The organism is Pseudomonas fluorescens, assembly GCF_012974785.1.
Lineage (GTDB): Bacteria > Pseudomonadota > Gammaproteobacteria > Pseudomonadales > Pseudomonadaceae > Aquipseudomonas > Aquipseudomonas fluorescens_BT.
Map to the genome: position 1 here is coordinate 791,760 of NZ_CP027561.1, position 24,311 is coordinate 816,070.

Here is a 24,311-nt window from a genome sequence, read left to right on the forward strand (position 1 = left end):
TCAGCGGGTCGCGGCCAGGCTTTCGAGAAAACTTTCCAGCACCAGATGCGGACGCCGGCCCTTGCGGGTGACCGAGGCCAGGCTCAAATCATAGAACCGCGTGCTGGCCTTGAGCGCACGCAGCCGTCCCTGTTGCACCCAGAGACTGGCGTAGTGATCCGGCAGATAACCGATGTAACGCCCGGTCAGAATCAGGAATGCCATGCCTTCTCGGTCGGAAGCGCTGGCGGTGCAATTGAGCGCCTGATAGTGCGCCTGGATCTCTGCCGGCAAACGGAAGGTCGGGGCGATGGCGTCCTGGCTGTTCAAGCGTTCGTCATCCAGTTGTTTGTCATCGACGTAAAACAGCGGATGGCCGACCGCGCAATAAAGCAGCGAACGTTCGCTGTACAGCGGCTGATACTCCAGTCCCGACAGCGCACTGGCCTGCGGCACCACACCGACATGCAGACGGCCGTCGAGCACGCCTTGTTCGACTTCATTGGGGGCAATCATGCGGATCTGGATCTGCACGTCCGGCCCGCGCTCCTTCAACTGCGCCAGTGCATGGGTGATACGCATGTGGGGGAGGGTGACGAGGTTATCGGTCAGGCCGATGATCAACTCGCCGCGCAGGTGCTGATGCAGGCCGTTGACCTCGGTGCGGAAACTTTCCAGTGCACTCAACAGTTGCAACGCCGACTGATAAACCTCGCGGCCCTCTTCGGTCAGGGAGAAACCGGCGCGCCCGCGCTGGCAAAGACGCAGGCCGAGGCGTTGCTCCAGATCGCTCATCTGCTGGCTGATCGCAGAGCGACCGATGCCGAGCACGGTTTCTGCTGCCGAGAAGCCGCCGCACTCCACCACGCTGCGAAAAATCCGCAACAGGCGAATGTCAAAGTCACTGACCTGGGCCAGTGGATCGGGGCGACGACTGCTCATGCTGTTGTTCTCATTGTTTAGCAGAGTTCTAACTGAAGGTTAGAAGAGTTGGATTTCACCGACTTTATCCCCGTGGCAATTTAGCTGCAACAACGCTTTCTATCTCCCTGAAGCTTATTGCCCTGCGAGGTTTTGCCCGATGAACATGCCTGAAAACGCGTCGTCGCCACTGGCCAGCCAACTGAAGCTGGACGCGCACTGGATGCCGTACACCGCCAACCGTAACTTCCAGCGCGACCCGCGTTTGATCGTTGGCGCCGAAGGCAGCTGGCTGATCGACGACAAGGGCCGCAAGGTGTACGACTCGCTGTCCGGTCTGTGGACCTGCGGCGCCGGGCATACCCGCAAGGAAATCCAGGAAGCGGTGGCCAAGCAGTTGGGCACCCTCGATTACTCGCCGGGCTTCCAGTACGGCCACCCGCTGTCGTTCCAGCTGGCGGAGAAAATCACCGACCTGACGCCGGGCAACCTGAATCACGTGTTCTTCACTGACTCGGGCTCCGAGTGCGCCGACACCGCAGTGAAAATGGTCCGCGCTTACTGGCGCCTGAAAGGCCAGTCGACCAAGACCAAAATGATCGGCCGTGCACGTGGCTACCATGGTGTGAACATCGCCGGCACCAGCCTTGGTGGTGTCAATGGCAACCGCAAACTGTTCGGTCAGGCGATGATGGATGTCGATCACCTGCCGCACACTCTGCTGGCGAGCAATGCCTTCTCCCGTGGCATGCCGGAGCAAGGCGGTATCGCACTGGCCGATGAACTGCTGAAGCTGATCGAGCTGCACGATGCTTCGAACATCGCAGCGGTGTTCGTTGAGCCGATGGCCGGTTCCGCTGGCGTGCTGGTTCCGCCACAGGGCTACCTCAAGCGCCTGCGTGAAATCTGCGATCAGCACAACATCCTGCTGGTGTTCGACGAAGTGATCACCGGTTTCGGCCGTACCGGCACCATGTTCGGCGCCACTACTTTCGGGGTGACCCCGGACCTGATGTGCATCGCCAAGCAAGTCACCAACGGCGCGATCCCGATGGGCGCGGTGATTGCCAGCTCCGAGATCTACCAGACCTTCATGAACCAGCCGACCCCGGAATACGCCGTGGAATTCCCGCACGGCTACACCTACTCGGCGCACCCGGTGGCTTGCGCCGCAGGTCTGGCAGCCCTCGATCTGCTGCAGAAGGAAAACCTGGTACAGAGCGTGGCCGAGGTCGCACCGCATTTCGAAAACGCTTTGCATGGTCTGAAAGGTGCGAAGAACGTCATCGACATTCGTAACTTCGGTCTGGCCGGTGCGATCCAGATCGCGGGCCGTGACGGCGACGCCATCGTGCGTCCGTTCGAAGCCGGCATGGCGTTGTGGAAAGCAGGGTTCTACGTGCGCTTCGGCGGCGACACCCTGCAGTTCGGCCCAACCTTCAACAGCAAGCCGCAGGACCTTGATCGTCTGTTCGACGCGGTCGGCGAAGTGCTGAACAAGCTCGACTGATTTTTCCTTCTATATAGATACGCCAATAGCAGGTGCCCCTTGCGGGCGCCTGCGCACAAGAATTCAGGAGTTTTCGATGAGCGTTATCCCGCATTTGATCAATGGCGAACTGGTGACCGAGAACGGTCGCGCGGTCGATGTGTTCAACCCGTCCACCGGTCAGGCTATCCACAAGCTGCCGCTGGCCAGCCAGGAAACCATCCAGAAAGCCATTGATGCCGCCAAGGCTGCGTTCCCGGCCTGGCGCAATACGCCACCGGCCAAACGTGCCCAGGTGATGTTCCGTTTCAAGCAACTGCTGGAGCAGAACGAAGCGCGCATCGCACAGTTGATCAGTGAAGAACATGGCAAGACCCTGGAAGATGCCGCCGGTGAGCTGAAGCGCGGTATCGAGAACGTCGAGTTCGCCTGTGCCGCGCCGGAAATCCTCAAGGGCGAGTACAGCCGTAACGTCGGCCCGAACATCGATGCCTGGTCGGACTTCCAGCCGCTGGGCGTTGTGGCCGGTATCACTCCGTTCAACTTCCCGGCCATGGTGCCGCTGTGGATGTATCCGCTGGCGATCGTTTGCGGTAACTGCTTCATCCTCAAACCGTCCGAGCGTGATCCAAGCTCGACGCTGCTGATCGCTCAATTGTTGCTGGAAGCGGGTTTGCCGAAAGGTGTACTGAGCGTGGTGCACGGTGACAAGACTGCGGTGGACGCGCTGATCGAAGCGCCGGAAGTCAAAGCGCTGAGTTTTGTTGGCTCGACGCCGATTGCTGAATACATCTATGCCGAAGGTACCAAGCGTGGCAAACGCGTTCAGGCACTGGGTGGCGCGAAGAACCACGCGGTGCTGATGCCGGATGCGGATCTGGACAACGCGGTCAGCGCACTGATGGGCGCGGCTTACGGCTCCTGCGGTGAGCGCTGCATGGCGATTTCGGTGGCCGTGTGTGTGGGCGACCAGGTAGCGGACGCACTGGTCGCCAAACTGGTTCCACAGATCAAGGCGCTGAAGATCGGTGCCGGTACTTCTTGCGGTCTGGACATGGGGCCGCTGGTTACCGGTCAGGCCCGCGACAAAGTCAGTGGTTATGTCGAAGACGGCGTGGCGGCGGGCGCGACCCTGGTGGTCGATGGTCGTGGTCTGAGCGTTGCCGGTCATGAAGAAGGCTTCTTCCTGGGTGGCTGCCTGTTCGACAACGTCACCCCTGAGATGCGCATCTATAAAGAAGAGATCTTCGGGCCAGTGTTGTGCGTCGTTCGGGTGAACAGCCTGGAAGAGGCGATGCAACTGATCAACGATCACGAATACGGCAACGGTACCTGCATCTTCACCCGTGATGGTGAAGCGGCGCGTCTGTTCTGCGACGAGATTGAAGTCGGCATGGTCGGCGTCAACGTTCCATTGCCGGTACCGGTGGCTTACCACAGCTTCGGTGGCTGGAAGCGTTCACTGTTCGGCGACCTGCATGCCTATGGCCCGGATGGTGTGCGTTTCTACACGCGTCGTAAGGCGATCACCCAGCGCTGGCCACAGCGTGCGAGTCATGAAGCTTCGCAGTTCGCATTCCCTAGCTTGTAAGTAGAAGGGCAACGCAGAGAAGGCCGACCTTTTAAGGTCGGCCTTCTCGTTTTCGGGCTTTTTTGACTGATATGACAGATTTGTGAAATTAAGTGTTGACGGCAGATTCTGGAGGTCTATAATTCGCCCCACTTCCGGCGCAGTCGAAACGGAAAACTCCTTGAGATTCAATGAGTTACACGGTTTTCGATAGCGGTTTGCTTCAGATCATCGAAGCCTGGAGGGGTTGAAAATGCCGGTTTTTCTGGCGCTTTCAACGGTTCGATCTTCTCGGTCGAAAGCGGAGAAAAAGAGGTGTTGACAGCAGCGTGTAACGCTGTAGAATTCGCCTCCCGCTGACGAGAGATCGGAAGCGCAAGTGGTTGAAGTTGTTGAAGAAATCTTCGAAAACTTCTGAAAATAATCACTTGACAGCAAATGAGGCTGCTGTAGAATGCGCGCCTCGGTTGAGACGAAAGCTCTTAACCAACCGCTCTTTAACAACTGAATCAAGCAATTCGTGTGGGTGCTTGTGGAGTCAGACTGATAGTCAACAAGATTATCAGCATCACAAGTTACTCCGCGAGAAATCAAAGATGTAACCAACGATTGCTGAGCCAAGTTTAGGGTTTCTTAAAAACCCAAAGATGTTTGAACTGAAGAGTTTGATCATGGCTCAGATTGAACGCTGGCGGCAGGCCTAACACATGCAAGTCGAGCGGATGAAGGGAGCTTGCTCCCGGATTCAGCGGCGGACGGGTGAGTAATGCCTAGGAATCTGCCTGGTAGTGGGGGACAACGTTTCGAAAGGAACGCTAATACCGCATACGTCCTACGGGAGAAAGCAGGGGACCTTCGGGCCTTGCGCTATCAGATGAGCCTAGGTCGGATTAGCTAGTTGGTGAGGTAATGGCTCACCAAGGCGACGATCCGTAACTGGTCTGAGAGGATGATCAGTCACACTGGAACTGAGACACGGTCCAGACTCCTACGGGAGGCAGCAGTGGGGAATATTGGACAATGGGCGAAAGCCTGATCCAGCCATGCCGCGTGTGTGAAGAAGGTCTTCGGATTGTAAAGCACTTTAAGTTGGGAGGAAGGGTTGTAGATTAATACTCTGCAATTTTGACGTTACCGACAGAATAAGCACCGGCTAACTCTGTGCCAGCAGCCGCGGTAATACAGAGGGTGCAAGCGTTAATCGGAATTACTGGGCGTAAAGCGCGCGTAGGTGGTTCGTTAAGTTGGATGTGAAATCCCCGGGCTCAACCTGGGAACTGCATCCAAAACTGGCGAGCTAGAGTATGGTAGAGGGTGGTGGAATTTCCTGTGTAGCGGTGAAATGCGTAGATATAGGAAGGAACACCAGTGGCGAAGGCGACCACCTGGACTGATACTGACACTGAGGTGCGAAAGCGTGGGAGCAAACAGGATTAGATACCCTGGTAGTCCACGCCGTAAACGATGTCAACTAGCCGTTGGGAGCCTTGAGCTCTTAGTGGCGCAGCTAACGCATTAAGTTGACCGCCTGGGGAGTACGGCCGCAAGGTTAAAACTCAAATGAATTGACGGGGCCCGCACAAGCGGTGGAGCATGTGGTTTAATTCGAAGCAACGCGAAGAACCTTACCAGGCCTTGACATCCAATGAACTTTCCAGAGATGGATTGGTGCCTTCGGGAACATTGAGACAGGTGCTGCATGGCTGTCGTCAGCTCGTGTCGTGAGATGTTGGGTTAAGTCCCGTAACGAGCGCAACCCTTGTCCTTAGTTACCAGCACGTAATGGTGGGCACTCTAAGGAGACTGCCGGTGACAAACCGGAGGAAGGTGGGGATGACGTCAAGTCATCATGGCCCTTACGGCCTGGGCTACACACGTGCTACAATGGTCGGTACAAAGGGTTGCCAAGCCGCGAGGTGGAGCTAATCCCATAAAACCGATCGTAGTCCGGATCGCAGTCTGCAACTCGACTGCGTGAAGTCGGAATCGCTAGTAATCGCGAATCAGAATGTCGCGGTGAATACGTTCCCGGGCCTTGTACACACCGCCCGTCACACCATGGGAGTGGGTTGCACCAGAAGTAGCTAGTCTAACCTTCGGGAGGACGGTTACCACGGTGTGATTCATGACTGGGGTGAAGTCGTAACAAGGTAGCCGTAGGGGAACCTGCGGCTGGATCACCTCCTTAATCGACGACATCAGCTGCTCCATAAGTTCCCACACGAATTGCTTGATTCATTGAAGAAGACGATAGAAGCAGCCCGAAATTGGGTCTGTAGCTCAGTTGGTTAGAGCGCACCCCTGATAAGGGTGAGGTCGGCAGTTCGAATCTGCCCAGACCCACCAATTTTGTGTGGGAAACGCCTGTAGAAATACGGGGCCATAGCTCAGCTGGGAGAGCGCCTGCCTTGCACGCAGGAGGTCAGCGGTTCGATCCCGCTTGGCTCCACCACTACTGCTTCTGAAGTTTGAAAGCTTAGAAATGAGCATTCCATCAGTGTGATGATGAATGTTGATTTCTAGTCTTTGACTGGATCGTTCTTTAAAAATTTGGGTATGTGATAGAAAGATAGACTGAACGTTACTTTCACTGGTAACGGATCAGGCTAAGGTAAAATTTGTGAGTTCTCTTAATTGAGAAATTCGAATTTTCGGCGAATGTCGTCTTCACAGTATAACCAGATTGCTTGGGGTTATATGGTCAAGTGAAGAAGCGCATACGGTGGATGCCTTGGCAGTCAGAGGCGATGAAAGACGTGGTAGCCTGCGAAAAGCTTCGGGGAGTCGGCAAACAGACTTTGATCCGGAGATGTCTGAATGGGGGAACCCAGCCATCACAAGATGGTTATCTTGTACTGAATACATAGGTGCAAGAGGCGAACCAGGGGAACTGAAACATCTAAGTACCCTGAGGAAAAGAAATCAACCGAGATTCCCTTAGTAGTGGCGAGCGAACGGGGACTAGCCCTTAAGTGGCTTTGAGATTAGCGGAACGCTCTGGAAAGTGCGGCCATAGTGGGTGATAGCCCTGTACGCGAAAATCTCTTGGTCATGAAATCGAGTAGGACGGAGCACGAGAAACTTTGTCTGAATATGGGGGGACCATCCTCCAAGGCTAAATACTACTGACTGACCGATAGTGAACTAGTACCGTGAGGGAAAGGCGAAAAGAACCCCGGAGAGGGGAGTGAAATAGATCCTGAAACCGTATGCGTACAAGCAGTGGGAGCAGACTTTGTTCTGTGACTGCGTACCTTTTGTATAATGGGTCAGCGACTTATTTTCAGTGGCGAGCTTAACCGAATAGGGGAGGCGTAGCGAAAGCGAGTCTTAATAGGGCGTCTAGTCGCTGGGAATAGACCCGAAACCGGGCGATCTATCCATGGGCAGGTTGAAGGTTAGGTAACACTGACTGGAGGACCGAACCGACTACCGTTGAAAAGTTAGCGGATGACCTGTGGATCGGAGTGAAAGGCTAATCAAGCTCGGAGATAGCTGGTTCTCCTCGAAAGCTATTTAGGTAGCGCCTCATGTATCACTGTAGGGGTAGAGCACTGTTTCGGCTAGGGGTCATCCCGACTTACCAAACCGATGCAAACTCCGAATACCTACAAGTGCCGAGCATGGGAGACACACGGCGGGTGCTAACGTCCGTCGTGAAAAGGGAAACAACCCAGACCGTCAGCTAAGGTCCCAAAGTTATGGTTAAGTGGGAAACGATGTGGGAAGGCTTAGACAGCTAGGAGGTTGGCTTAGAAGCAGCCACCCTTTAAAGAAAGCGTAATAGCTCACTAGTCGAGTCGGCCTGCGCGGAAGATGTAACGGGGCTCAAACCATACACCGAAGCTACGGGTATCACGTAAGTGATGCGGTAGAGGAGCGTTCTGTAAGCCTGTGAAGGTGAGTTGAGAAGCTTGCTGGAGGTATCAGAAGTGCGAATGCTGACATGAGTAACGACAATGGGTGTGAAAAACACCCACGCCGAAAGACCAAGGTTTCCTGCGCAACGTTAATCGACGCAGGGTTAGTCGGTCCCTAAGGCGAGGCTGAAAAGCGTAGTCGATGGAAAACAGGTTAATATTCCTGTACTTCTGGTTATTGCGATGGAGGGACGGAGAAGGCTAGGCCAGCTTGGCGTTGGTTGTCCAAGTTTAAGGTGGTAGGCTGAGATCTTAGGTAAATCCGGGATCTTAAGGCCGAGAGCTGATGACGAGTGTTCTTTTAGAACACGAAGTGGTTGATGCCATGCTTCCAAGAAAAGCTTCTAAGCTTCAGATAACCAGGAACCGTACCCCAAACCGACACAGGTGGTTGGGTAGAGAATACCAAGGCGCTTGAGAGAACTCGGGTGAAGGAACTAGGCAAAATGGCACCGTAACTTCGGGAGAAGGTGCGCCGGTGAGGGTGAAGGACTTGCTCCGTAAGCTCATGCCGGTCGAAGATACCAGGCCGCTGCGACTGTTTATTAAAAACACAGCACTCTGCAAACACGAAAGTGGACGTATAGGGTGTGACGCCTGCCCGGTGCCGGAAGGTTAATTGATGGGGTTAGCTAACGCGAAGCTCTTGATCGAAGCCCCGGTAAACGGCGGCCGTAACTATAACGGTCCTAAGGTAGCGAAATTCCTTGTCGGGTAAGTTCCGACCTGCACGAATGGCGTAACGATGGCGGCGCTGTCTCCACCCGAGACTCAGTGAAATTGAAATCGCTGTGAAGATGCAGTGTATCCGCGGCTAGACGGAAAGACCCCGTGAACCTTTACTATAGCTTTGCACTGGACTTTGAATTTGCTTGTGTAGGATAGGTGGGAGGCTTTGAAGCGTGGACGCCAGTTCGCGTGGAGCCATCCTTGAAATACCACCCTGGCAACTTTGAGGTTCTAACTCAGGTCCGTTATCCGGATCGAGGACAGTGTATGGTGGGTAGTTTGACTGGGGCGGTCTCCTCCTAAAGAGTAACGGAGGAGTACGAAGGTGCGCTCAGACCGGTCGGAAATCGGTCGTAGAGTATAAAGGCAAAAGCGCGCTTGACTGCGAGACAGACACGTCGAGCAGGTACGAAAGTAGGTCTTAGTGATCCGGTGGTTCTGTATGGAAGGGCCATCGCTCAACGGATAAAAGGTACTCCGGGGATAACAGGCTGATACCGCCCAAGAGTTCATATCGACGGCGGTGTTTGGCACCTCGATGTCGGCTCATCACATCCTGGGGCTGAAGCCGGTCCCAAGGGTATGGCTGTTCGCCATTTAAAGTGGTACGCGAGCTGGGTTTAGAACGTCGTGAGACAGTTCGGTCCCTATCTGCCGTGGACGTTTGAGATTTGAGAGGGGCTGCTCCTAGTACGAGAGGACCGGAGTGGACGAACCTCTGGTGTTCCGGTTGTCACGCCAGTGGCATTGCCGGGTAGCTATGTTCGGAAAAGATAACCGCTGAAAGCATCTAAGCGGGAAACTTGCCTCAAGATGAGATCTCACTGGAACCTTGAGTTCCCTGAAGGGCCGTCGAAGACTACGACGTTGATAGGTTGGGTGTGTAAGCGCTGTGAGGCGTTGAGCTAACCAATACTAATTGCCCGTGAGGCTTGACCATATAACACCCAAGCAATTTGCGTCGGCTCTCTAAACCAGAGCAACCAGATTGCGGTGTGTGAAGACGCAATGAACCGAAAGTTCGATGTTCACAAAGCACCGAAAACTATCCCATACCCAATTTGCTGAAGCGAGGCCGTCCGGTCACGAGTCAGTACCCGAATTTCTTGACGACCATAGAGCGTTGGAACCACCTGATCCCATCCCGAACTCAGAAGTGAAACGATGCATCGCCGATGGTAGTGTGGGGTTTCCCCATGTGAGAGTAGGTCATCGTCAAGATTAAATTCCGAAACCCCAACTGCGAAAGCAGTTGGGGTTTTGTTTTGCCCGCAGGAAAGTTCTTACAGCATTCTCAGCCGCCTTGCGGCTGTCCTCGCCGGCCGACAATGCTAAGGTTCAGCCCTAGCTTTTGTATTTTTCCAAGGAAGCCTTATGCCGGACACACAGTCCCTCAATGCTGCATTCATGGTGGTTCAGAGCAACAGCCTGGACGAACTGCGCAGCCTTGTGATCGGCATAATGCGGCGTTATCCGTTGGCTCCCTTGGAGAACGAAATTGCGCTCGTGCAGAGCAACGGCATAGCCCAATGGCTCAAGCTCGCGTTAGCCGAGGATCCTGAAGAGGATGACCTTGGCGGCTGCGGCATTGCCGCCGCAATTGATGTGCAATTGCCGGGCAGCTTCATGTGGCAGCTTTACCGCATGGTGCTGGGGCGAGATGAGATTCCGGCCAAGTCCTTGCTCGACAAGGCCCCTCTGACCTGGCGACTGATGCGCTTGCTGCCGCAGCTCATCAACCTGCCGTATTTCGAACCACTGCAACGATTCCTGACCCATGACACCGACTTGCGCAAGCGCTACCAGTTGTCCGAGCGATTGGCGGATCTGTTCGATCAATATCAGGTATACCGTGCCGACTGGCTTGAGGATTGGGCCGAGGGGCGCCATCAGCTACGAAATGTCAGGGGGGAAGTGAAAGCACTTCCCAGCACCAGTTGCTGGCAGGCAGAGCTATGGCGTGCATTGCTTGAAGATGTCGGTGAGCAGGGCATGGCTCAAAGTCGGGCAGGCGTGCACCAGCGATTCATCGAGCGCATCAACAATCTTGAACATGCACCGACAGGCTTGCCGTCTCGGGTAATCGTTTTCGGAATTTCTTCGCTGCCCGCGCAAGTATTGGAAGCATTGGCAGGGCTGGCCCGTTTCAGCCAGGTTCTGCTCTGCGTGCACAACCCTTGCCGTTATCATTGGGCCGATATCGTTGCCGACAAGGATCTGTTGCGTCATCAATACAAGCGTCAGGCTCGCAAGAACGGCATGCCCGTGGTGCTGGATCCAGAGTCACTGCATCAACACGCCCATCCGCTGCTTGCCGCCTGGGGCAAGCAAGGCCGTGACTACATTAATCTGCTGGACAGCTATGACGACCCCGGCAGCTATCGGGCGGCATTTCGCAACGGCCGTATCGACCTGTTCAGTGACACTCTTCCACAAAACATGCTCAACCAGTTGCAGGATGACATTCTGGAGCTGCGTCCACTCAGCGAGACCCGTGAGCTCTGGCCTGAGGTCGATTTGAAGCAGGACCAATCGATTCGATTCCACATAGCCCATAGTGCGCAGCGCGAAGTAGAGATTCTCCACGACCAGCTTCTGGCCCGCTTCAGCGCCAATCCGCAATTACGCCCTCGCGACGTGATCGTGATGGTGCCTGACATCGATAGTTATGCACCGCATGTCCGTGCGGTGTTCGGACAACTGGACCGTCAGGATCCTCGGTTCATTCCTTTCACGCTGGCAGACCAGGGGCAACGGGGTCGGGATCCATTACTGATCGCTGTCGAGCACCTGCTCAAACTGCCAGACAGTCGTTTTCCCGTCAGCGAAATCCTCGACTTGCTCGATGTTCCGGCGTTACGCGCACGGTTCGGTGTGGAGGAGAGGGATTTGCCGACTCTGCATCGCTGGATCGAAGGCGCCGGTGTGCGTTGGGGGATGGACGCTGACCAACGTGCCGGACTGGGATTGCCAAATGAACTGGAGCAAAACAGCTGGCGTTTTGGCCTGAGACGGATGCTCCTCGGATATGCAGTTGGCGATTCCAGTGCCTGCGCGGGCATCGAGCCCTACGATGAAATTGGCGGTCTCGATGCTGCGTTGATCGGTCCTCTGGTCGCCTTGCTGGATGCCTTGGAGTATTCGCACCAGCAATTACTGAAGCCTGCGAAACCTCAAGAGTGGGGGAGTCGGTTACAGGTACTGATGCAGTTGTTTTTCAAGGCCAGCAATGAGCATGACGACTACTTGCTGACTCAGCTCGAGGAGCTGCGCGAGACATGGCTGGAGACCTGCGAGTCCGTCGGACTTGAAGACGAGTTACCGCTGACCGTTGTTCGCGAGGCATGGCTGGCAGGGCTGGATCAGGGGCGTTTGTCCCAGCGATTCCTGGCCGGTGCAGTGAACTTCTGTACCCTGATGCCGATGCGGGCGATTCCATTCAAGCTGGTTTGTCTTCTGGGCATGAACGATGGCGATTATCCCCGGGCACAACCACCGCTGGACTTCGACCTCATGGGCAGTGATTACCGGCCGGGAGATCGCTCCCGTCGTGAGGATGATCGCTATCTGTTGCTGGAAGCGCTGCTGTCTGCTCGCCATCAGCTTTACATCAGTTGGGTCGGGCGCAGTATCCGTGACAACAGTGAACGACCACCCTCGGTACTTATCGGTCAGTTGCGTGATCATCTCGCCAGTGGTTGGCGAACAACGGATGAAAAGGCCAATATTCTGGAAGTCCTGACTCAGGAGCATCCACTCCAGCCATTCAGCTCACGCTACTTTCATGAAGGCAACGAGCTGTTCAGTTATGCCAGCGAATGGCAGGTGCTGCACCAGCATCATGAACCTACTGAGGTGGCAAGTAAGCTTGGACCCCATGTTCAGGAAGAGCCCCTGAGTCTCGCATTGCTGCAGGACTTTCTGCGTAACCCGGTTCGACACTTTTTTACCCAGCGACTGAAGGTTTACTTCGAAGCGGCGCAGGCACCTCAGGCGGATGAAGAACCCTTTGTGCTGGACGCATTGCAACGATACTCACTGAGCGACAGCCTTCTGGAAGCAGCCTTGAGACAACCGGAGAATGTCGATCAGGCGCTTGAAGCTCAAGCGCGGCGCCTGCAAAACAGCGGGCTGCTGCCCATGGCGGGTTTCGGTGAGTGCCTGCAGCGAGAGTTGATCGAACCGCTTCCTGACTTGCTGCACCGCTATCATCAACTGCTGACGCTTTGGCCAACTCCGTTGACCGGTGCCACCCCGATCAATCTTCAATGGCAGGGATTACGGCTGGAAGGGTGGCTTGGAGGTCTGCACCAACGCGCCGATGGCGGGGTGTTGTCGGTGACGACGATCCCCAACAGCATCGGTTCGATCAAAAACCGCAAATGGCACCGTCTGACCAAACCATGGGTCAGTCATCTGGTCGCTTGTGCAAGTGGGCTTGCTTTGACGACTGCGCTGGTCGCCAGTGACGACACCCTTTTACTTGAACCAATGGAACAGGATCGGGCCTGGAGAATACTCGAAGATCTGCTGCTCGCCTGGCAGTCAGGAATGCGTCAACCGCTCCCGGTTGTGGTGAAAACCGCTTTTGCATGGCTGGGTCAGAATGACTCGCTGAAGGCTGAAGCCGCTGCCCGCAAAGCCTACGAGGGGGATGGTCAGACCAGCGAAGGTGAGCGACGCGAAAGCCCCGCCCTGGCGCGACAGTTCCCGGATTTCGATGCGTTGTTGGCCGAGGAGACCTTCCCCGATTGGTGCAACGCTTTATACCGCCCAGTGATCGAAGCCCCTTGGCAATCCTTGGCCAGCGCGGGGGTACGTTCATGAGTGCAAGGCAGCCACTTGCCCTGTCGTTTCCGTTGAAGGGCAGTCAACTGATCGAGGCCAGCGCAGGTACTGGCAAGACGTTCACGATCTCTGCGTTGTATCTGCGCTTGATCCTTGGTCACGGAGGTGATGCGAGTGGCTTCGGTCGCGAGCTGCTGCCACCGCAGATTCTTGTGGTGACCTTCACCGATGCGGCGACCAAGGAGTTACGCGAGCGCATTCGCACACGCCTGGCCGAGGCCGCACGCTTCTTCCGTGACGAGACGCCGCCCCCTGATACGTTGATCGACGAGCTGCGCGCGCAGTTCGACCCTCAGCAATGGCCCGTTTGCGCCAACCGACTGGATATCGCCGCGCAATGGATGGACGAGGCTGCCGTCTCGACGATCCACAGTTGGTGTCAGCGCATGCTTCGCGAACACGCATTCGACAGCGGCAGCCTGTTTACCCAGACCCTCGAAACCGATCACAGCGATCTGCTGGGCGAAGTGCTCCGCGATTACTGGCGCCTGTTCTGTTATCCGATGCAGGGGGATGCCCTGAATTGGGTCCGCAGTCACTGGGGAGGGCCGGCCGCTCTGTTGCCTCGTGTACGTGCTCTCTTCGGTACTGAACGTAATGGAGCGCAAGGCAGATCTCCGGCTGAATTGATCGAAGAGTGCCTGCAAGAGCGCCGGGCTGCATTGGTTGAATTGAAAAAGCCGTGGCAGCAGTGGGCGGATGAGCTGCTTGCCATTTGTCATCAGGGCGTCGCCAGCAAGACAGTCGACGGGCGCAAGATTCAGGCCCGGTACTTCGAGTCTTGGTTCGAAAAGCTCAAGACCTGGGCCGGAGACGAGTCTGAGGAACAACTGGATATCGGAACCGGATTTACCCGGCTGACGCCTGAGGGCATGGCCGAAGCCTGGAAAGGCGAGCCACCGAGCCATCCGGGGCTGGACGCCATGCAGGTACTCAAGTCGAGCCTCGACGGGCTGCCAACCCCCGATGCCGCGGTGCTGCAGCACGCCGCCAAATGGGTGGGCGAGCGCTTTGAGGAAGAAAAGCGTCGACGTGCCGAAATGGGTTTCGACGACATGCTGCTGCGACTCGACGCAGCCTTGCAATCCGAAGGCGGCGAGCGACTCGCCACGCTTATCCGCGAGCAGTTTCCGGTCGCCATGATCGACGAGTTCCAGGACACGGATCCGGTGCAGTACCGGATCTTCGAGAGCATTTATCGCATCGAGGAAAACCAACCCGAGACCGGTCTGTTTCTGATCGGGGACCCGAAGCAGGCGATCTATGCCTTCCGTGGTGCGGACATCTACACCTACCTGCGTGCGCGAATAGCAACCGCCGGGCGGCTACATACGTTGGGCACGAACTTTCGCTCCAGTCACGGGATGGTCAAGGCGGTAAATCAGGTGTTCGAGCGTGCGGAGTCCCGTGAACAGGGACGCGGCGCGTTCCTGTTTCGAGAGCCAAACGGTGATAACCCGGTGCCGTTTCAGCCGGTGGATTCTCAGGGGCGCAAGGAACATTTACTGATTTGCGGGCAAGACGTGCCGGCGCTGAATGTCTGGCGTTTATCTACCGAGCAACCAGTCTCCGGTGCGGTCTATCGCCAGCAGTTGGCGGCGGCCTGCGCCAGTGAAATCACTGCCCTGCTCAATGGCGGACAAACGGGCAGCGCTGGTTTCGCGCAGGACGGCGGGGATTTTCGCGGGCTGCAACCGGCGGACATCGCAATTCTTGTGCGCGACGGCAAAGAGGCTCAAGCGATACGCGGTGAGCTTGCAGCCCGAGGGGTGCGCAGTGTTTACCTGTCGGACAAGGATTCTGTCTTCGCGGCTCAAGAGGCCCATGACCTGTTGGCCTGGCTCAAGGCCTGTGCCGAACCGGATGTCGAGCGCTCGTTGAAAGCAGCCCTGGCCTGCACCACGTTGAATCTGCCGTTGACAGAGCTGGAGCGCCTGAATCAGGACGAACTGGTCTGGGAGGCACGCGTCATGCAGTTCCGAGCCTATCGCGAGATCTGGCGCAAACAAGGTGTGCTGCCGATGTTGCGGCGCTTTCTGCATGACTTCCATTTGCCTCGAACCTTGATTGCACGCAGTGACGGTGATCGGGTGCTGACCAACTTGCTGCACTTGTCGGAGCTGCTGCAACAAGCGGCCTCGGAACTGGATGGAGAGCAGGCGCTGATCCGGCATTTGTCCGAGCACCTGGCGTTGTCTGGTCAAGCCGGTGAGGAGCAGATCCTGCGCCTTGAAAGCGACGAGCAACTGGTCAAGGTCGTGACCATTCACAAGTCCAAGGGACTTGAGTATCCGCTGGTGTTTTTGCCCTTCATCTGCTCGGCCAAACCCGTGGATGGCAGTCGGCTGCCGTTGCATTACCACGATGCATCCGGCAACGCTCGGGTCAGTCTCAAGCCTGATGCCGAGCTGATTGCCCTGGCCGACAATGAGCGTCTGGCGGAGGATCTGCGTTTGCTCTATGTCGCGCTGACCAGGGCACAACATGCATGCTGGCTTGGCGTGACGGACCTCAAGCGCGGTAATAACAGCAGTTCGGTCCTGCATCTTTCAGCACTTGGCTATTTGCTGGGTGGTGGTGCGTCACTGAGTGAGTCCAGCGGTTTGATTCGTTGGCTCGATGATCTGCAACAGCACTGTCCTGCGCTGAGCATCGTTGAAATGCCACTGGCGACCAGTGACCACTACCGGCCACCGCGCAACGAAGCAACCCTCAGTGCCACGTTGGTACCCAAACGCAAGGCCAGCGAAAACTGGTGGATCGCCTCCTACAGTGCTTTGCGGATCAGTGATGTGTTGAGTATGGGCAGTGAGGACGCGCCGGACAGTCCGCAAGCGCAGAAACTGTTCGACGACGAGCGCCTTGAACCCGACGCCCCCCGGGAGATCATCCCGGGAGGCGCTGATATTCACCGCTTCCCTCGTGGACCGAATCCGGGAACATTTCTCCACGGACTGCTCGAATGGGCCGGTGATGAAGGTTTCGCGGTTTCACGCGAGGCACTGGAAGACGCGATCGGCCGACGCTGCAATCGTCGCGGCTGGGAAGGCTGGATCACGACCCTCAGTGACTGGCTGCAGCATCTGCTCAAGTCGCCGATGCCCGCAGGTACCGGCCGACCACCGGTCGTATTGGAGCAATTGAAACGGTATCGGGTCGAGATGGAGTTCTGGTTCGCCAGCCACAAGGTCGATGTCGTCAGACTCGACGAACAGGTTCGCAAGTTCACCCACGGCGGTGTTGCCCGGGTCGCCGCCGAAGCGGTGCAACTCAACGGCATGTTCAAAGGCTTCATCGACCTGACCTTCGAACATGACGGTCGTTATTACGTGGCGGACTACAAATCCAACTGGCTGGGCGTCGATGACGCCGCCTACACCGAACAGGCCATGGAACAGTCGATTCTGGAAAATCGCTACGATCTGCAATATGTGTTGTATCTGCTGGCTCTGCATCGTCAGCTCAAGGCCCGCCTCGCCGATTACGATTACGACCGGCATGTTGGCGGTGCGCTGTATCTGTTCCTGCGGGGCACACGTGCCGACAGCGGTGGTGTGTATTTCGTGCGACCGCCGCGGGAGCTGATCGAGCGTCTGGACCGGATGTTCCAGGGCAAACCGGAACCGAAATCCGAGCCGGTATGGGAACAGGGAGAGTTGCTATGAGCCGCACCTTTGCGCATTTGTCGCCGATTGCGCTGGATGCAGACAGTCTTGCCCAACTGACGCCCCTGTTGCGAGCCGAGGACTTGCTGCAGTTGCTGACCCACTGGGTAGAACGAGGATGGCTGCGGGCTCTGGACAAGGCATTCGTGACGTTTCTTCATGAGTTGGTGCCAGACGCCGATCCGCTGGTTCTGCTTGCCGCCGCTTTGACCAGTCACCAGCTCGGTCATGGTCATGTGTGCCTGGATCTGTTTGAAACCCTCAAGGCTCCGGACTTCGCCCTGTCCCTGCCGCCGGAGGGGGACGTGCAATCGGGTGTGTTGTTGCTGCCATCGCAATTGCTTGAAACCCTGGAAGGGGCGCACTGGTGCAAGGTGCTGGCCGGCAGTTCGCTGGTGGCGCTGGCTGCCGACGAGAGTGAGTCTGCACGGCAATGTCCCCTGGTGCTGTCCGGCAAACGCCTGTACCTGCGGCGATACTGGGCCTATGAGCGACGCATCGACACGGCACTGCGTCAGCGCCTCGCGGAGCATGAATCGACGCCGAGCGACCTGTCGCAGCGTCTTGACGAGTTGTTCGGGGCGGCAATGAAAACCGGGGTGATCGACTGGCAGAAACTCGCCTGCGCACTGGCGACTCGAGGTGCTTTCAGCATCGTCACGGGCGGGCCGGGCACCGGCAAGACCACCACCGTGGTGCGTTTGCTGGCCTTGCTTCAGGCTCCCGCCGTCGAAGCCGGCCAGCCTTTGCGTATTCGTCTGGCCGCGCCCACGGGTAAAGCGGCTGCGCGGTTGACCGAGTCCATCAGCCAGCAAGTGCAATCGCTGAAAGTCGCCGAGGCCGTTCGGGAAAAAATCCCTTCCGAGGTAACGACCGTGCACCGCTTGCTGGGCAGTCGTCCCGGTACCCGGCACTTTCGTCATCATGCGGGCAACCGCTTGCCGCTGGATGTGTTGGTGGTCGACGAAGCATCCATGATCGACCTGGAAATGATGGCCAACCTGCTTGATGCGTTGCCGTCACATGCTCGCCTGGTGTTGTTGGGCGACAAGGATCAACTGGCCTCTGTCGAGGCCGGTGCGGTGCTGGGGGATTTGTGCCGCGATGCCGAGGCGGGTTGGTACAGTCCGCAGACACGTCAGTGGCTGGAGTCCGTGAGCGGGGAATCCTTGCAGGACGCCGGTTTGCACGAGGACAGCGACGGTACGCACCCATTGGCGCAGCAAGTGGTGATGTTGCGTCACTCGCGGCGTTTCGGCGAGGGCAGTGGCATCGGTCAGCTTGCGCGACGGGTGAATCAGCAATTGCCGGATGAGGCCCGCCAACTGTTGGCTGCACGAAGCCATGACGATGTGTATTCACTGGCGCTCAAAGGTGAGCAGGACCACGCACTGGAGCGTCTTGTTCTGGAAGGGCATGGCGAGGGCCCTTGTGGTTATCGGCATTACTTGAGCGTTCTGCGCAATCAGCGCCCGCCTGCCGGAGCTCCCCTTGAGCATCCCGGTTGGCTCGATTGGGCGCGTGAGGTCTTGCAGGCGTTCGATACCTTCCAGCTACTGTGCGCGGTGCGTAAAGGGCCGTGGGGCGTCGAGGGGCTGAACCAGCGCATCACCGACGCGCTGATCAAGGCGCGGCTGATTGACCGTGACCAGCAATGGTATGAAGGTCGTCCGGTCCTGATGACCCGCAATGACTATGGCCTGGGGCTGATGAACGGTGACATCGGCATTGCTCTCAAACTGCCTGAACGAGAGGGGCCGAACGCCGGTGAACAGGTGCTGCGGGTGGCGTTCCCGCGTAACGATGGGCGCGGTGGGGTGCGGTTCGTGTTGCCGAGCCGGCTCAATGATGTGGAAACCGTGTACGCCATGACGGTGCACAAGTCGCAAGGCTCGGAGTTTGCTCATACCGCGTTGATCCTTCCCGACGCCCTGAATCCGGTAATGACCAAAGAGCTGATCTACACCGGCATTACCCGAGCCAAACACTGGTTCACCTTGATCGAACCGCGAGCCGGGGTATTCGAGGAAGCGGTGCAGCGCAAGGTCAAGCGCTTGAGCGGTCTGATGCTGGAACTGGAGGAGGGGGCGACGCTCCGAGGGTGAAGCTGCCAATGATTGCCGGCGTTATCTGACCGACCGGTCAGAGGGGCTGTATCGCTGGCGTTCCAACGCTGTGCTATCGTTGCGGCATCATTTCGTAACGATCCAAGAGAATCCCTGCATGAAGCTGGCTGTCTGGGCGACAGAGCGCGTAGTTGGCAGCAAGCGAGCGTTGCTTGCCGTTCTGCTCTGTTTGCTCACGGGTGTAGCGGCTGCCCAGCCGGAAACGCCAGTGGGTATGGCTGAGCAAAGGGCCAGGTCGGTCACTCAAGTGGTGCTGGGCATTCTCAGTTATGCGCGCTGGCCGGTCGAACCTGCACAGTTGCGTCTGTGCATCGTCGGTCCCACCGAATACACGGATGATCTGGTGAAAGGCACGACACAGGCGACAGGACGGCCTGTCACCGTGCGTCGTCTGCTGGCAGACAACCCCTCGGTCGTCAGTGAATGCGACGCCGTCTATATCGGCAAACTTACCGCCGATGAACGCAGCCGATTGTTCGCGTCGCTGATTGGCCATCCTGTACTGAGCATCAGCGAGGGCGGCGATCAGTGCACGGTCGGCAGCCTGTTCTGCCTGCGGGTTGGCGACGAGCAGGTGTCTTTCGAAGTCAATCTCGATTCCGTCGCCCGTAGTGGTGTTCGTATTCATCCAAGCGTGCTGCAGTTGTCGCGCCGCAAGCCGGCGGCCCCATGAGACGTGACCCTTCCACTGGACGTCCGACCCTGGGCTCGGTCATCGGTCGCGGGCATTTGATTGTCGCGCTGGTGGCGGTGGCGATGGCCAGTGTGTCGTTGACCCTGCTCGGCGTCCTGGCGCTGCGGGTCTATGCCGATCACAACCTGCACCTCATCGCCCGCTCGATCAATTACACCGTGGAAGCCGCGGTGGTATTCAACGACAAGGCCGCCGCGACGGAAGCGCTGGCGCTGATCGCCTCGACCGAAGAGGTGGCAGACGCTCAGGTGCTGGACAGTCAGGGTCAAGTGCTGGCGCACTGGCAGCGTCCGGAGAACGGCCTGTTTTCCGCGTTGGAAATGCAAGTGACGGGGGCAATCCTGGAAAAGCCGATCAGTCTGCCGATCCTGCATCAGGATCATGAGATCGGCCGGATTTTGCTGACCGGCCACGGTGGCAGCCTGATGCGCTTTTTGTTGAGCGGACTGGCGGGGATCGTACTCTGCACCGCGATCAGCGCCTGGGTCGCGCTCTTTCTGGCGCGTCGCCAGTTGCACGGAATTACTGGGCCATTGCACAGCCTCGCCGCAGTGGCCCACGCCGCCCGCAGCGAACGTGCGCTGGACCGGCGCGTACCACCGGCGAAAATCGCCGAACTCGACAACCTCGGCAACGACTTCAATGCTCTGCTCGATGAGCTGGAATCGTGGCAGACCCACCTGCAAAACGAGAACGAAACCCTTGCCCACCAAGCGACACACGACAGCCTCACGGGACTGCCCAACCGGGCGTTTTTCGAGGGCCGCCTGATTCGTGCATTGCGCAGCGCCAGCAAACTCAACGAGCGCGTAGCGGTGCTGTTTCTGGACAGTGATCGTTTCAAGGAAATCAATGACAATTTTGGCCACGCGGCCGGCGATGCGGTCTTGGTAGCGGTAGCGAACCGGGTGCGGGCGCAGTTGCGTGAAGAGGATTTGGTAGCGCGTCTGGGCGGTGATGAATTTGCCGTTCTGCTGACACCGTTGCACAAGACCGAAGATGCAGAGCGCATTGCCGACAAGATTCTCGCCAGCATGGACACCCCCATTGCGGTACCGGGCGACACCCTTGTGGTGACCTCGCTCAGTATCGGTATTGCGGTTTACCCCGATCATGGCGCCACGCCCGGCACCTTGCTCGATGCGGCCGACGCCGCGATGTATCAAGCCAAGCGCCTGTCCCGTGGCGCCCAATTCACCTCCGGGTCGGAGCACCCGGTCGATTCCGTTCAAACCAGGAGCTGATGCCCGTGTTCTCGATTGCCGTTCGACTGTTTTCCACTCTATTGCTGACGGCCATGCTGGCCCTGACCGGATGCCAGACCGCTCCGCAAAAAGGCCTGACACCGGCGCAGATTGCTGTGCTCAAGCAGCAAGGCTTTGAGCTGACCGATGACGGCTGGGAGTTCGGCCTGTCGGGCAAAGTGTTGTTTGGCAGCGATGTCGAAAGCCTGAACAAGCAAAGTACCGAAATCGTCGAGCGTATCGGCAAAGCGTTGCTGGGTGTCGGCATCGAACGGGTACGGGTGGATGGCCACACCGATGCCTCGGGCAAGGAATCCTACAACCAGCAGCTGTCTTTGCGCCGGGCAAAAAGTGTCGGCAAAGTGCTGACGTCGGTCGGCATGAAGGAAGAGAACATCCAGCTGCAAGGCCTTGGCAGCCGCGAACCGGTGGCCTCCAACGACACCGCCGCCGGCCGCACCGAAAACCGCCGGGTGTCGATCGTGGTCAGCGCCGACTAGTCGGCAAACTGCATCTCCCGCGTTTGCCCCATCAACAGCGACTGATTGCGCTCGGTCACTTCGCGGATGTAATCCCACAACAGGGTGATCCGCTTGAGCTTGCGCAAATCCTCCCGGCAGTACATCCAGAACTGCCGGGTAATGTCGATTTCCTCCGGCAATACCGGCAACAGGCGCGGGTCCTGGGCCGCGAGGAAGCACGGCAGAATCGCCAGTGAGCGCCCCTGCTGCGCCGCCACGAATTGCGCGATCACGCTGGTGCTGCGCAAATTGGCGCTGGCGCCGGGCAGCACGTTTGCCAGATAGAGCAGCTCCGAGCTGAACGCCAGGTCATCCACGTAACTGATGAATTGATGCTTGCCCAGGTCGGCGGGGCGGCGGATCGGCGGGTGTTTGTCCAGATATTCCTGGGTCGCGTAGAGCTGCAAGCGGTAGTCGCAGAGTTTGCAGCACACATACGGCCCGTGCTCCGGGCGTTCGAGGGCGATGACGATGTCCGCCTCGCGTTTGGACAGGCTGATGAAGTGTGGCAGCGGCAGGATGTCCACCGAGATTGCCGGGTAGGCGTCGACGAAGTGGCTTAACTGCGGGGTGATGAAGAAGCTGCCGAAACCTTCGGTGCAGCCCATCCGCACATGCCCGGACAGCGCGACGCCAGAGCCGGACACCTGCTCGCAGGCCATGTGCAGTGTGCTTTCGATCGATTCGGCATAGCTCAGCAGACGCTGGCCTTCGGCAGTCAGCACGAAACCGCTGGTGCGCGACTTTTCGAACAGCAAGGTGCCGAGCGCCGCTTCCAGCGAACTGATCCGCCGCGACACGGTGGTGTAGTCCACCGCCAGGCGTTTGGCCGCTGTGCTGGCCTTGCGGGTACGGGCGACTTCGAGGAAAAACTTGAGGTCGTCCCAGTTCAGCGAACCTAGAGACGTGATGTTTTTTTGCATGATGGACGGGCTTATATGTGCGTTCTTATTAGAAGTTTGCACATCTATACTCCAAAAACAGCCCGACAACCAATTCGTGACACACGCCTCATCTCAAGGCGAACCTTCGCCTTGGCTCCCAAGATAAAAACAATTTCTGGAGACCAGCATGAACGCATCGCTTACGCCCAACGAAACCACGGTCCAGAAGGTCAAGCTGCTGATCGACGGCGAGTGGGTCGAGTCGCAGACCTCCGAGTGGCACGACATCGTCAACCCGGCGACCCAACAGGTACTGGCCAAAGTCCCGTTCGCCACCGCCGCTGAAGTCGACGCTGCCGTCAGCGCCGCCCAGCGCGCCTTCCAGACCTGGAAGCTGACCCCGATCGGCGCGCGCATGCGCATCATGCTCAAGCTGCAGGCATTGATCCGCGAGCATTCCAAGCGTATTGCCGTGGTGCTGAGCGCCGAGCAGGGCAAGACCATTGCCGATGCCGAGGGCGATATTTTCCGTGGCCTGGAAGTGGTCGAACACGCCTGCTCCATCGGCAGTCTGCAAATGGGCGAGTTCGCCGAGAACGTCGCCGGCGGTGTCGATACCTACACCTTGCGCCAGCCGATCGGCGTTTGCGCCGGCATCACGCCGTTCAACTTCCCGGCAATGATTCCGTTGTGGATGTTCCCGATGGCCATCGCCTGCGGCAACACCTTCGTGCTCAAACCGTCCGAACAGGATCCGCTGTCGACCATGCTGCTGGTGGAGCTGGCGATCGAAGCCGGCATTCCGGCCGGTGTGCTCAACGTCGTCCATGGTGGCAAGGACGTGGTCGATGGCCTGTGCACCCACAAGGACATCAAGGCGGTTTCGTTCGTCGGTTCGACCGCCGTCGGCACTCACGTTTATGACCTGGCCGGTAAACACGGCAAGCGCGTGCAATCGATGATGGGTGCAAAGAACCACGCCGTAGTGCTGCCGGATGCCAATCGCGAGCAAGCGCTCAATGCCTTGGTCGGCGCCGGTTTCGGTGCGGCCGGTCAGCGTTGCATGGCCACTTCGGTGGTGGTGCTGGTGGGTGCGGCCAAGCAGTGGTTGCCGGATCTGAAAGCGCTGGCGCAGAAACTCAAGGTCAACGCCGGCAGCGAGCCAGGCACTGATGTCGGCCCGGTCATTTCGAAAAAGGCCAAGGCGCGGATTCTCGATCTGATCGAAAGCGGCATCAAGGAAGGCGCGAAACTCGAGCTGGACGGTCGCGACATCAGCGTGCCGGGTTACGAGAACGGCAACTTCGTCGGCCCGACCCTGTTCTCCGGGGTGACCACCGACATGCAGATCTACACCCAGGAAATCTTCGGCCCGGTGCTGGTGGTGCTGGAAGTCGACACCCTCGACCAGGCCATCGCGCTGGTCAACGCCAACCCGTTCGGCAACGGCACGGGCCTGTTCACCCAGAGCGGTGCGGCGGCGCGTAAGTTCCAGACTGAAATCGACGTCGGCCAGGTCGGCATCAACATTCCGATTCCGGTGCCGGTGCCGTTCTTCAGCTTCACCGGTTCGCGGGGTTCGAAACTCGGCGACCTCGGCCCGTACGGCAAGCAAGTGGTGCAGTTCTACACCCAGACCAAAACGGTCACGGCGCGCTGGTTCGATGACGACAGCGTCAATGACGGCGTGAACACCACCATCAACCTGCGCTGAGGAATGG

11 protein-coding genes, 2 tRNA genes and 3 rRNA genes are annotated in these 24,311 nt (G+C 57.9%); 14 read left to right on the forward strand and 2 right to left on the reverse strand.

Going from position 1 to position 24,311, the window contains the following annotated elements:
- Window positions 1-921: a LysR family transcriptional regulator gene (locus C6Y56_RS03430; RefSeq protein ID WP_007958517.1), complete on the reverse strand. Its 921-nt coding sequence runs from the start codon at window positions 919-921 to the stop codon at window positions 1-3.
- A gap of 139 nt (window positions 922-1,060) precedes the next feature.
- Here C6Y56_RS03430 and C6Y56_RS03435 point away from each other — a divergent pair, with 139 nt between their 5' ends.
- The 13 genes from C6Y56_RS03435 (at window position 1,061) to C6Y56_RS03495 (ending at window position 21,685) form a co-directional block, all read left to right on the forward strand.
- Window positions 1,061-2,410: an aspartate aminotransferase family protein gene (locus C6Y56_RS03435; protein WP_127796838.1), complete on the forward strand. Its 1,350-nt coding sequence runs from the start codon at window positions 1,061-1,063 to the stop codon at window positions 2,408-2,410.
- 76 nt (window positions 2,411-2,486) lie between these two features.
- Window positions 2,487-3,980 (forward strand): CoA-acylating methylmalonate-semialdehyde dehydrogenase, encoded by a 1,494-nt coding sequence (locus C6Y56_RS03440; protein ID WP_169428735.1) that lies wholly within the window; start codon window positions 2,487-2,489, stop codon window positions 3,978-3,980.
- 632 nt (window positions 3,981-4,612) lie between these two features.
- Window positions 4,613-6,147 (forward strand): 16S ribosomal RNA (locus C6Y56_RS03445).
- An 81-nt stretch (window positions 6,148-6,228) separates the two neighbouring features.
- Window positions 6,229-6,305: transfer RNA gene (locus C6Y56_RS03450), tRNA-Ile, on the forward strand.
- Window positions 6,306-6,335: 30 nt separating this feature from the next.
- Window positions 6,336-6,411, forward strand: a tRNA-Ala gene (locus tag C6Y56_RS03455).
- Window positions 6,412-6,658: 247 nt separating this feature from the next.
- Window positions 6,659-9,548, forward strand: a 23S ribosomal RNA gene (locus C6Y56_RS03460).
- A 165-nt stretch (window positions 9,549-9,713) separates the two neighbouring features.
- Window positions 9,714-9,829 (forward strand): 5S ribosomal RNA (gene rrf / locus C6Y56_RS03465).
- The 16S, 23S and 5S rRNA genes sit together here with 2 tRNA genes alongside, the layout of an rRNA operon.
- Window positions 9,830-9,982: 153 nt before the next feature.
- Window positions 9,983-13,435 (forward strand): exodeoxyribonuclease V subunit gamma, encoded by a 3,453-nt coding sequence (gene recC / locus C6Y56_RS03470; protein WP_169428736.1) that lies wholly within the window; start codon window positions 9,983-9,985, stop codon window positions 13,433-13,435.
- Window positions 13,432-17,121: an exodeoxyribonuclease V subunit beta gene (gene recB, locus C6Y56_RS03475; protein WP_169428737.1), complete on the forward strand. Its 3,690-nt coding sequence runs from the start codon at window positions 13,432-13,434 to the stop codon at window positions 17,119-17,121. The genes recC and recB overlap by 4 nt, the downstream gene beginning before the upstream one ends.
- Window positions 17,118-19,226 (forward strand): exodeoxyribonuclease V subunit alpha, encoded by a 2,109-nt coding sequence (gene recD / locus C6Y56_RS03480; RefSeq protein WP_169428738.1) that lies wholly within the window; start codon window positions 17,118-17,120, stop codon window positions 19,224-19,226. Before recB ends, recD begins: the two co-directional genes overlap by 4 nt.
- Before the next feature lie 118 nt (window positions 19,227-19,344).
- Window positions 19,345-19,920 (forward strand): YfiR family protein, encoded by a 576-nt coding sequence (locus tag C6Y56_RS03485; protein WP_169428739.1) that lies wholly within the window; start codon window positions 19,345-19,347, stop codon window positions 19,918-19,920.
- Entirely contained in the window at window positions 19,917-21,185 is a 1,269-nt protein-coding gene (locus C6Y56_RS03490) for a diguanylate cyclase domain-containing protein (protein ID WP_169428740.1), read from the forward strand. The genes C6Y56_RS03485 and C6Y56_RS03490 overlap by 4 nt, the downstream gene beginning before the upstream one ends.
- The gene (locus C6Y56_RS03495) at window positions 21,185-21,685 is read left to right on the forward strand and encodes an OmpA family protein (RefSeq protein ID WP_432760317.1); all 501 of its coding nucleotides are present in this window, start codon (window positions 21,185-21,187) and stop codon (window positions 21,683-21,685) included. Before C6Y56_RS03490 ends, C6Y56_RS03495 begins: the two co-directional genes overlap by 1 nt.
- Here the strand turns inward: C6Y56_RS03495 and C6Y56_RS03500 are convergent.
- The gene (locus C6Y56_RS03500) at window positions 21,682-22,629 is read right to left on the reverse strand and encodes a LysR family transcriptional regulator (RefSeq protein ID WP_169428742.1); all 948 of its coding nucleotides are present in this window, start codon (window positions 22,627-22,629) and stop codon (window positions 21,682-21,684) included. The genes C6Y56_RS03495 and C6Y56_RS03500 overlap by 4 nt on opposite strands.
- Before the next feature lie 148 nt (window positions 22,630-22,777).
- Here C6Y56_RS03500 and C6Y56_RS03505 point away from each other — a divergent pair, with 148 nt between their 5' ends.
- Window positions 22,778-24,304 carry a CoA-acylating methylmalonate-semialdehyde dehydrogenase gene (locus C6Y56_RS03505; RefSeq protein ID WP_169428743.1) on the forward strand — a complete coding sequence of 509 codons (1,527 nt, stop codon included), beginning with the start codon at window positions 22,778-22,780 and terminating at the stop codon, window positions 24,302-24,304.
- Window positions 24,305-24,311: the final 7 nt, after the last annotated feature.

Coding starts and splice junctions, on each gene's coding strand:
- C6Y56_RS03430 (WP_007958517.1), bottom strand. CDS start 921: ATGAGCAGTCGTCGCCCCGATCCACTGGCCCAGGTCAGTGACTTTGAC.
- C6Y56_RS03435 (WP_127796838.1), top strand. CDS start 1,061: ATGAACATGCCTGAAAACGCGTCGTCGCCACTGGCCAGCCAACTGAAG.
- C6Y56_RS03440 (WP_169428735.1), top strand. CDS start 2,487: ATGAGCGTTATCCCGCATTTGATCAATGGCGAACTGGTGACCGAGAAC.
- recC (WP_169428736.1), top strand. CDS start 9,983: ATGCCGGACACACAGTCCCTCAATGCTGCATTCATGGTGGTTCAGAGC.
- recB (WP_169428737.1), top strand. CDS start 13,432: ATGAGTGCAAGGCAGCCACTTGCCCTGTCGTTTCCGTTGAAGGGCAGT.
- recD (WP_169428738.1), top strand. CDS start 17,118: ATGAGCCGCACCTTTGCGCATTTGTCGCCGATTGCGCTGGATGCAGAC.
- C6Y56_RS03485 (WP_169428739.1), top strand. CDS start 19,345: ATGAAGCTGGCTGTCTGGGCGACAGAGCGCGTAGTTGGCAGCAAGCGA.
- C6Y56_RS03490 (WP_169428740.1), top strand. CDS start 19,917: ATGAGACGTGACCCTTCCACTGGACGTCCGACCCTGGGCTCGGTCATC.
- C6Y56_RS03495 (WP_432760317.1), top strand. CDS start 21,185: ATGCCCGTGTTCTCGATTGCCGTTCGACTGTTTTCCACTCTATTGCTG.
- C6Y56_RS03500 (WP_169428742.1), bottom strand. CDS start 22,629: ATGCAAAAAAACATCACGTCTCTAGGTTCGCTGAACTGGGACGACCTC.
- C6Y56_RS03505 (WP_169428743.1), top strand. CDS start 22,778: ATGAACGCATCGCTTACGCCCAACGAAACCACGGTCCAGAAGGTCAAG.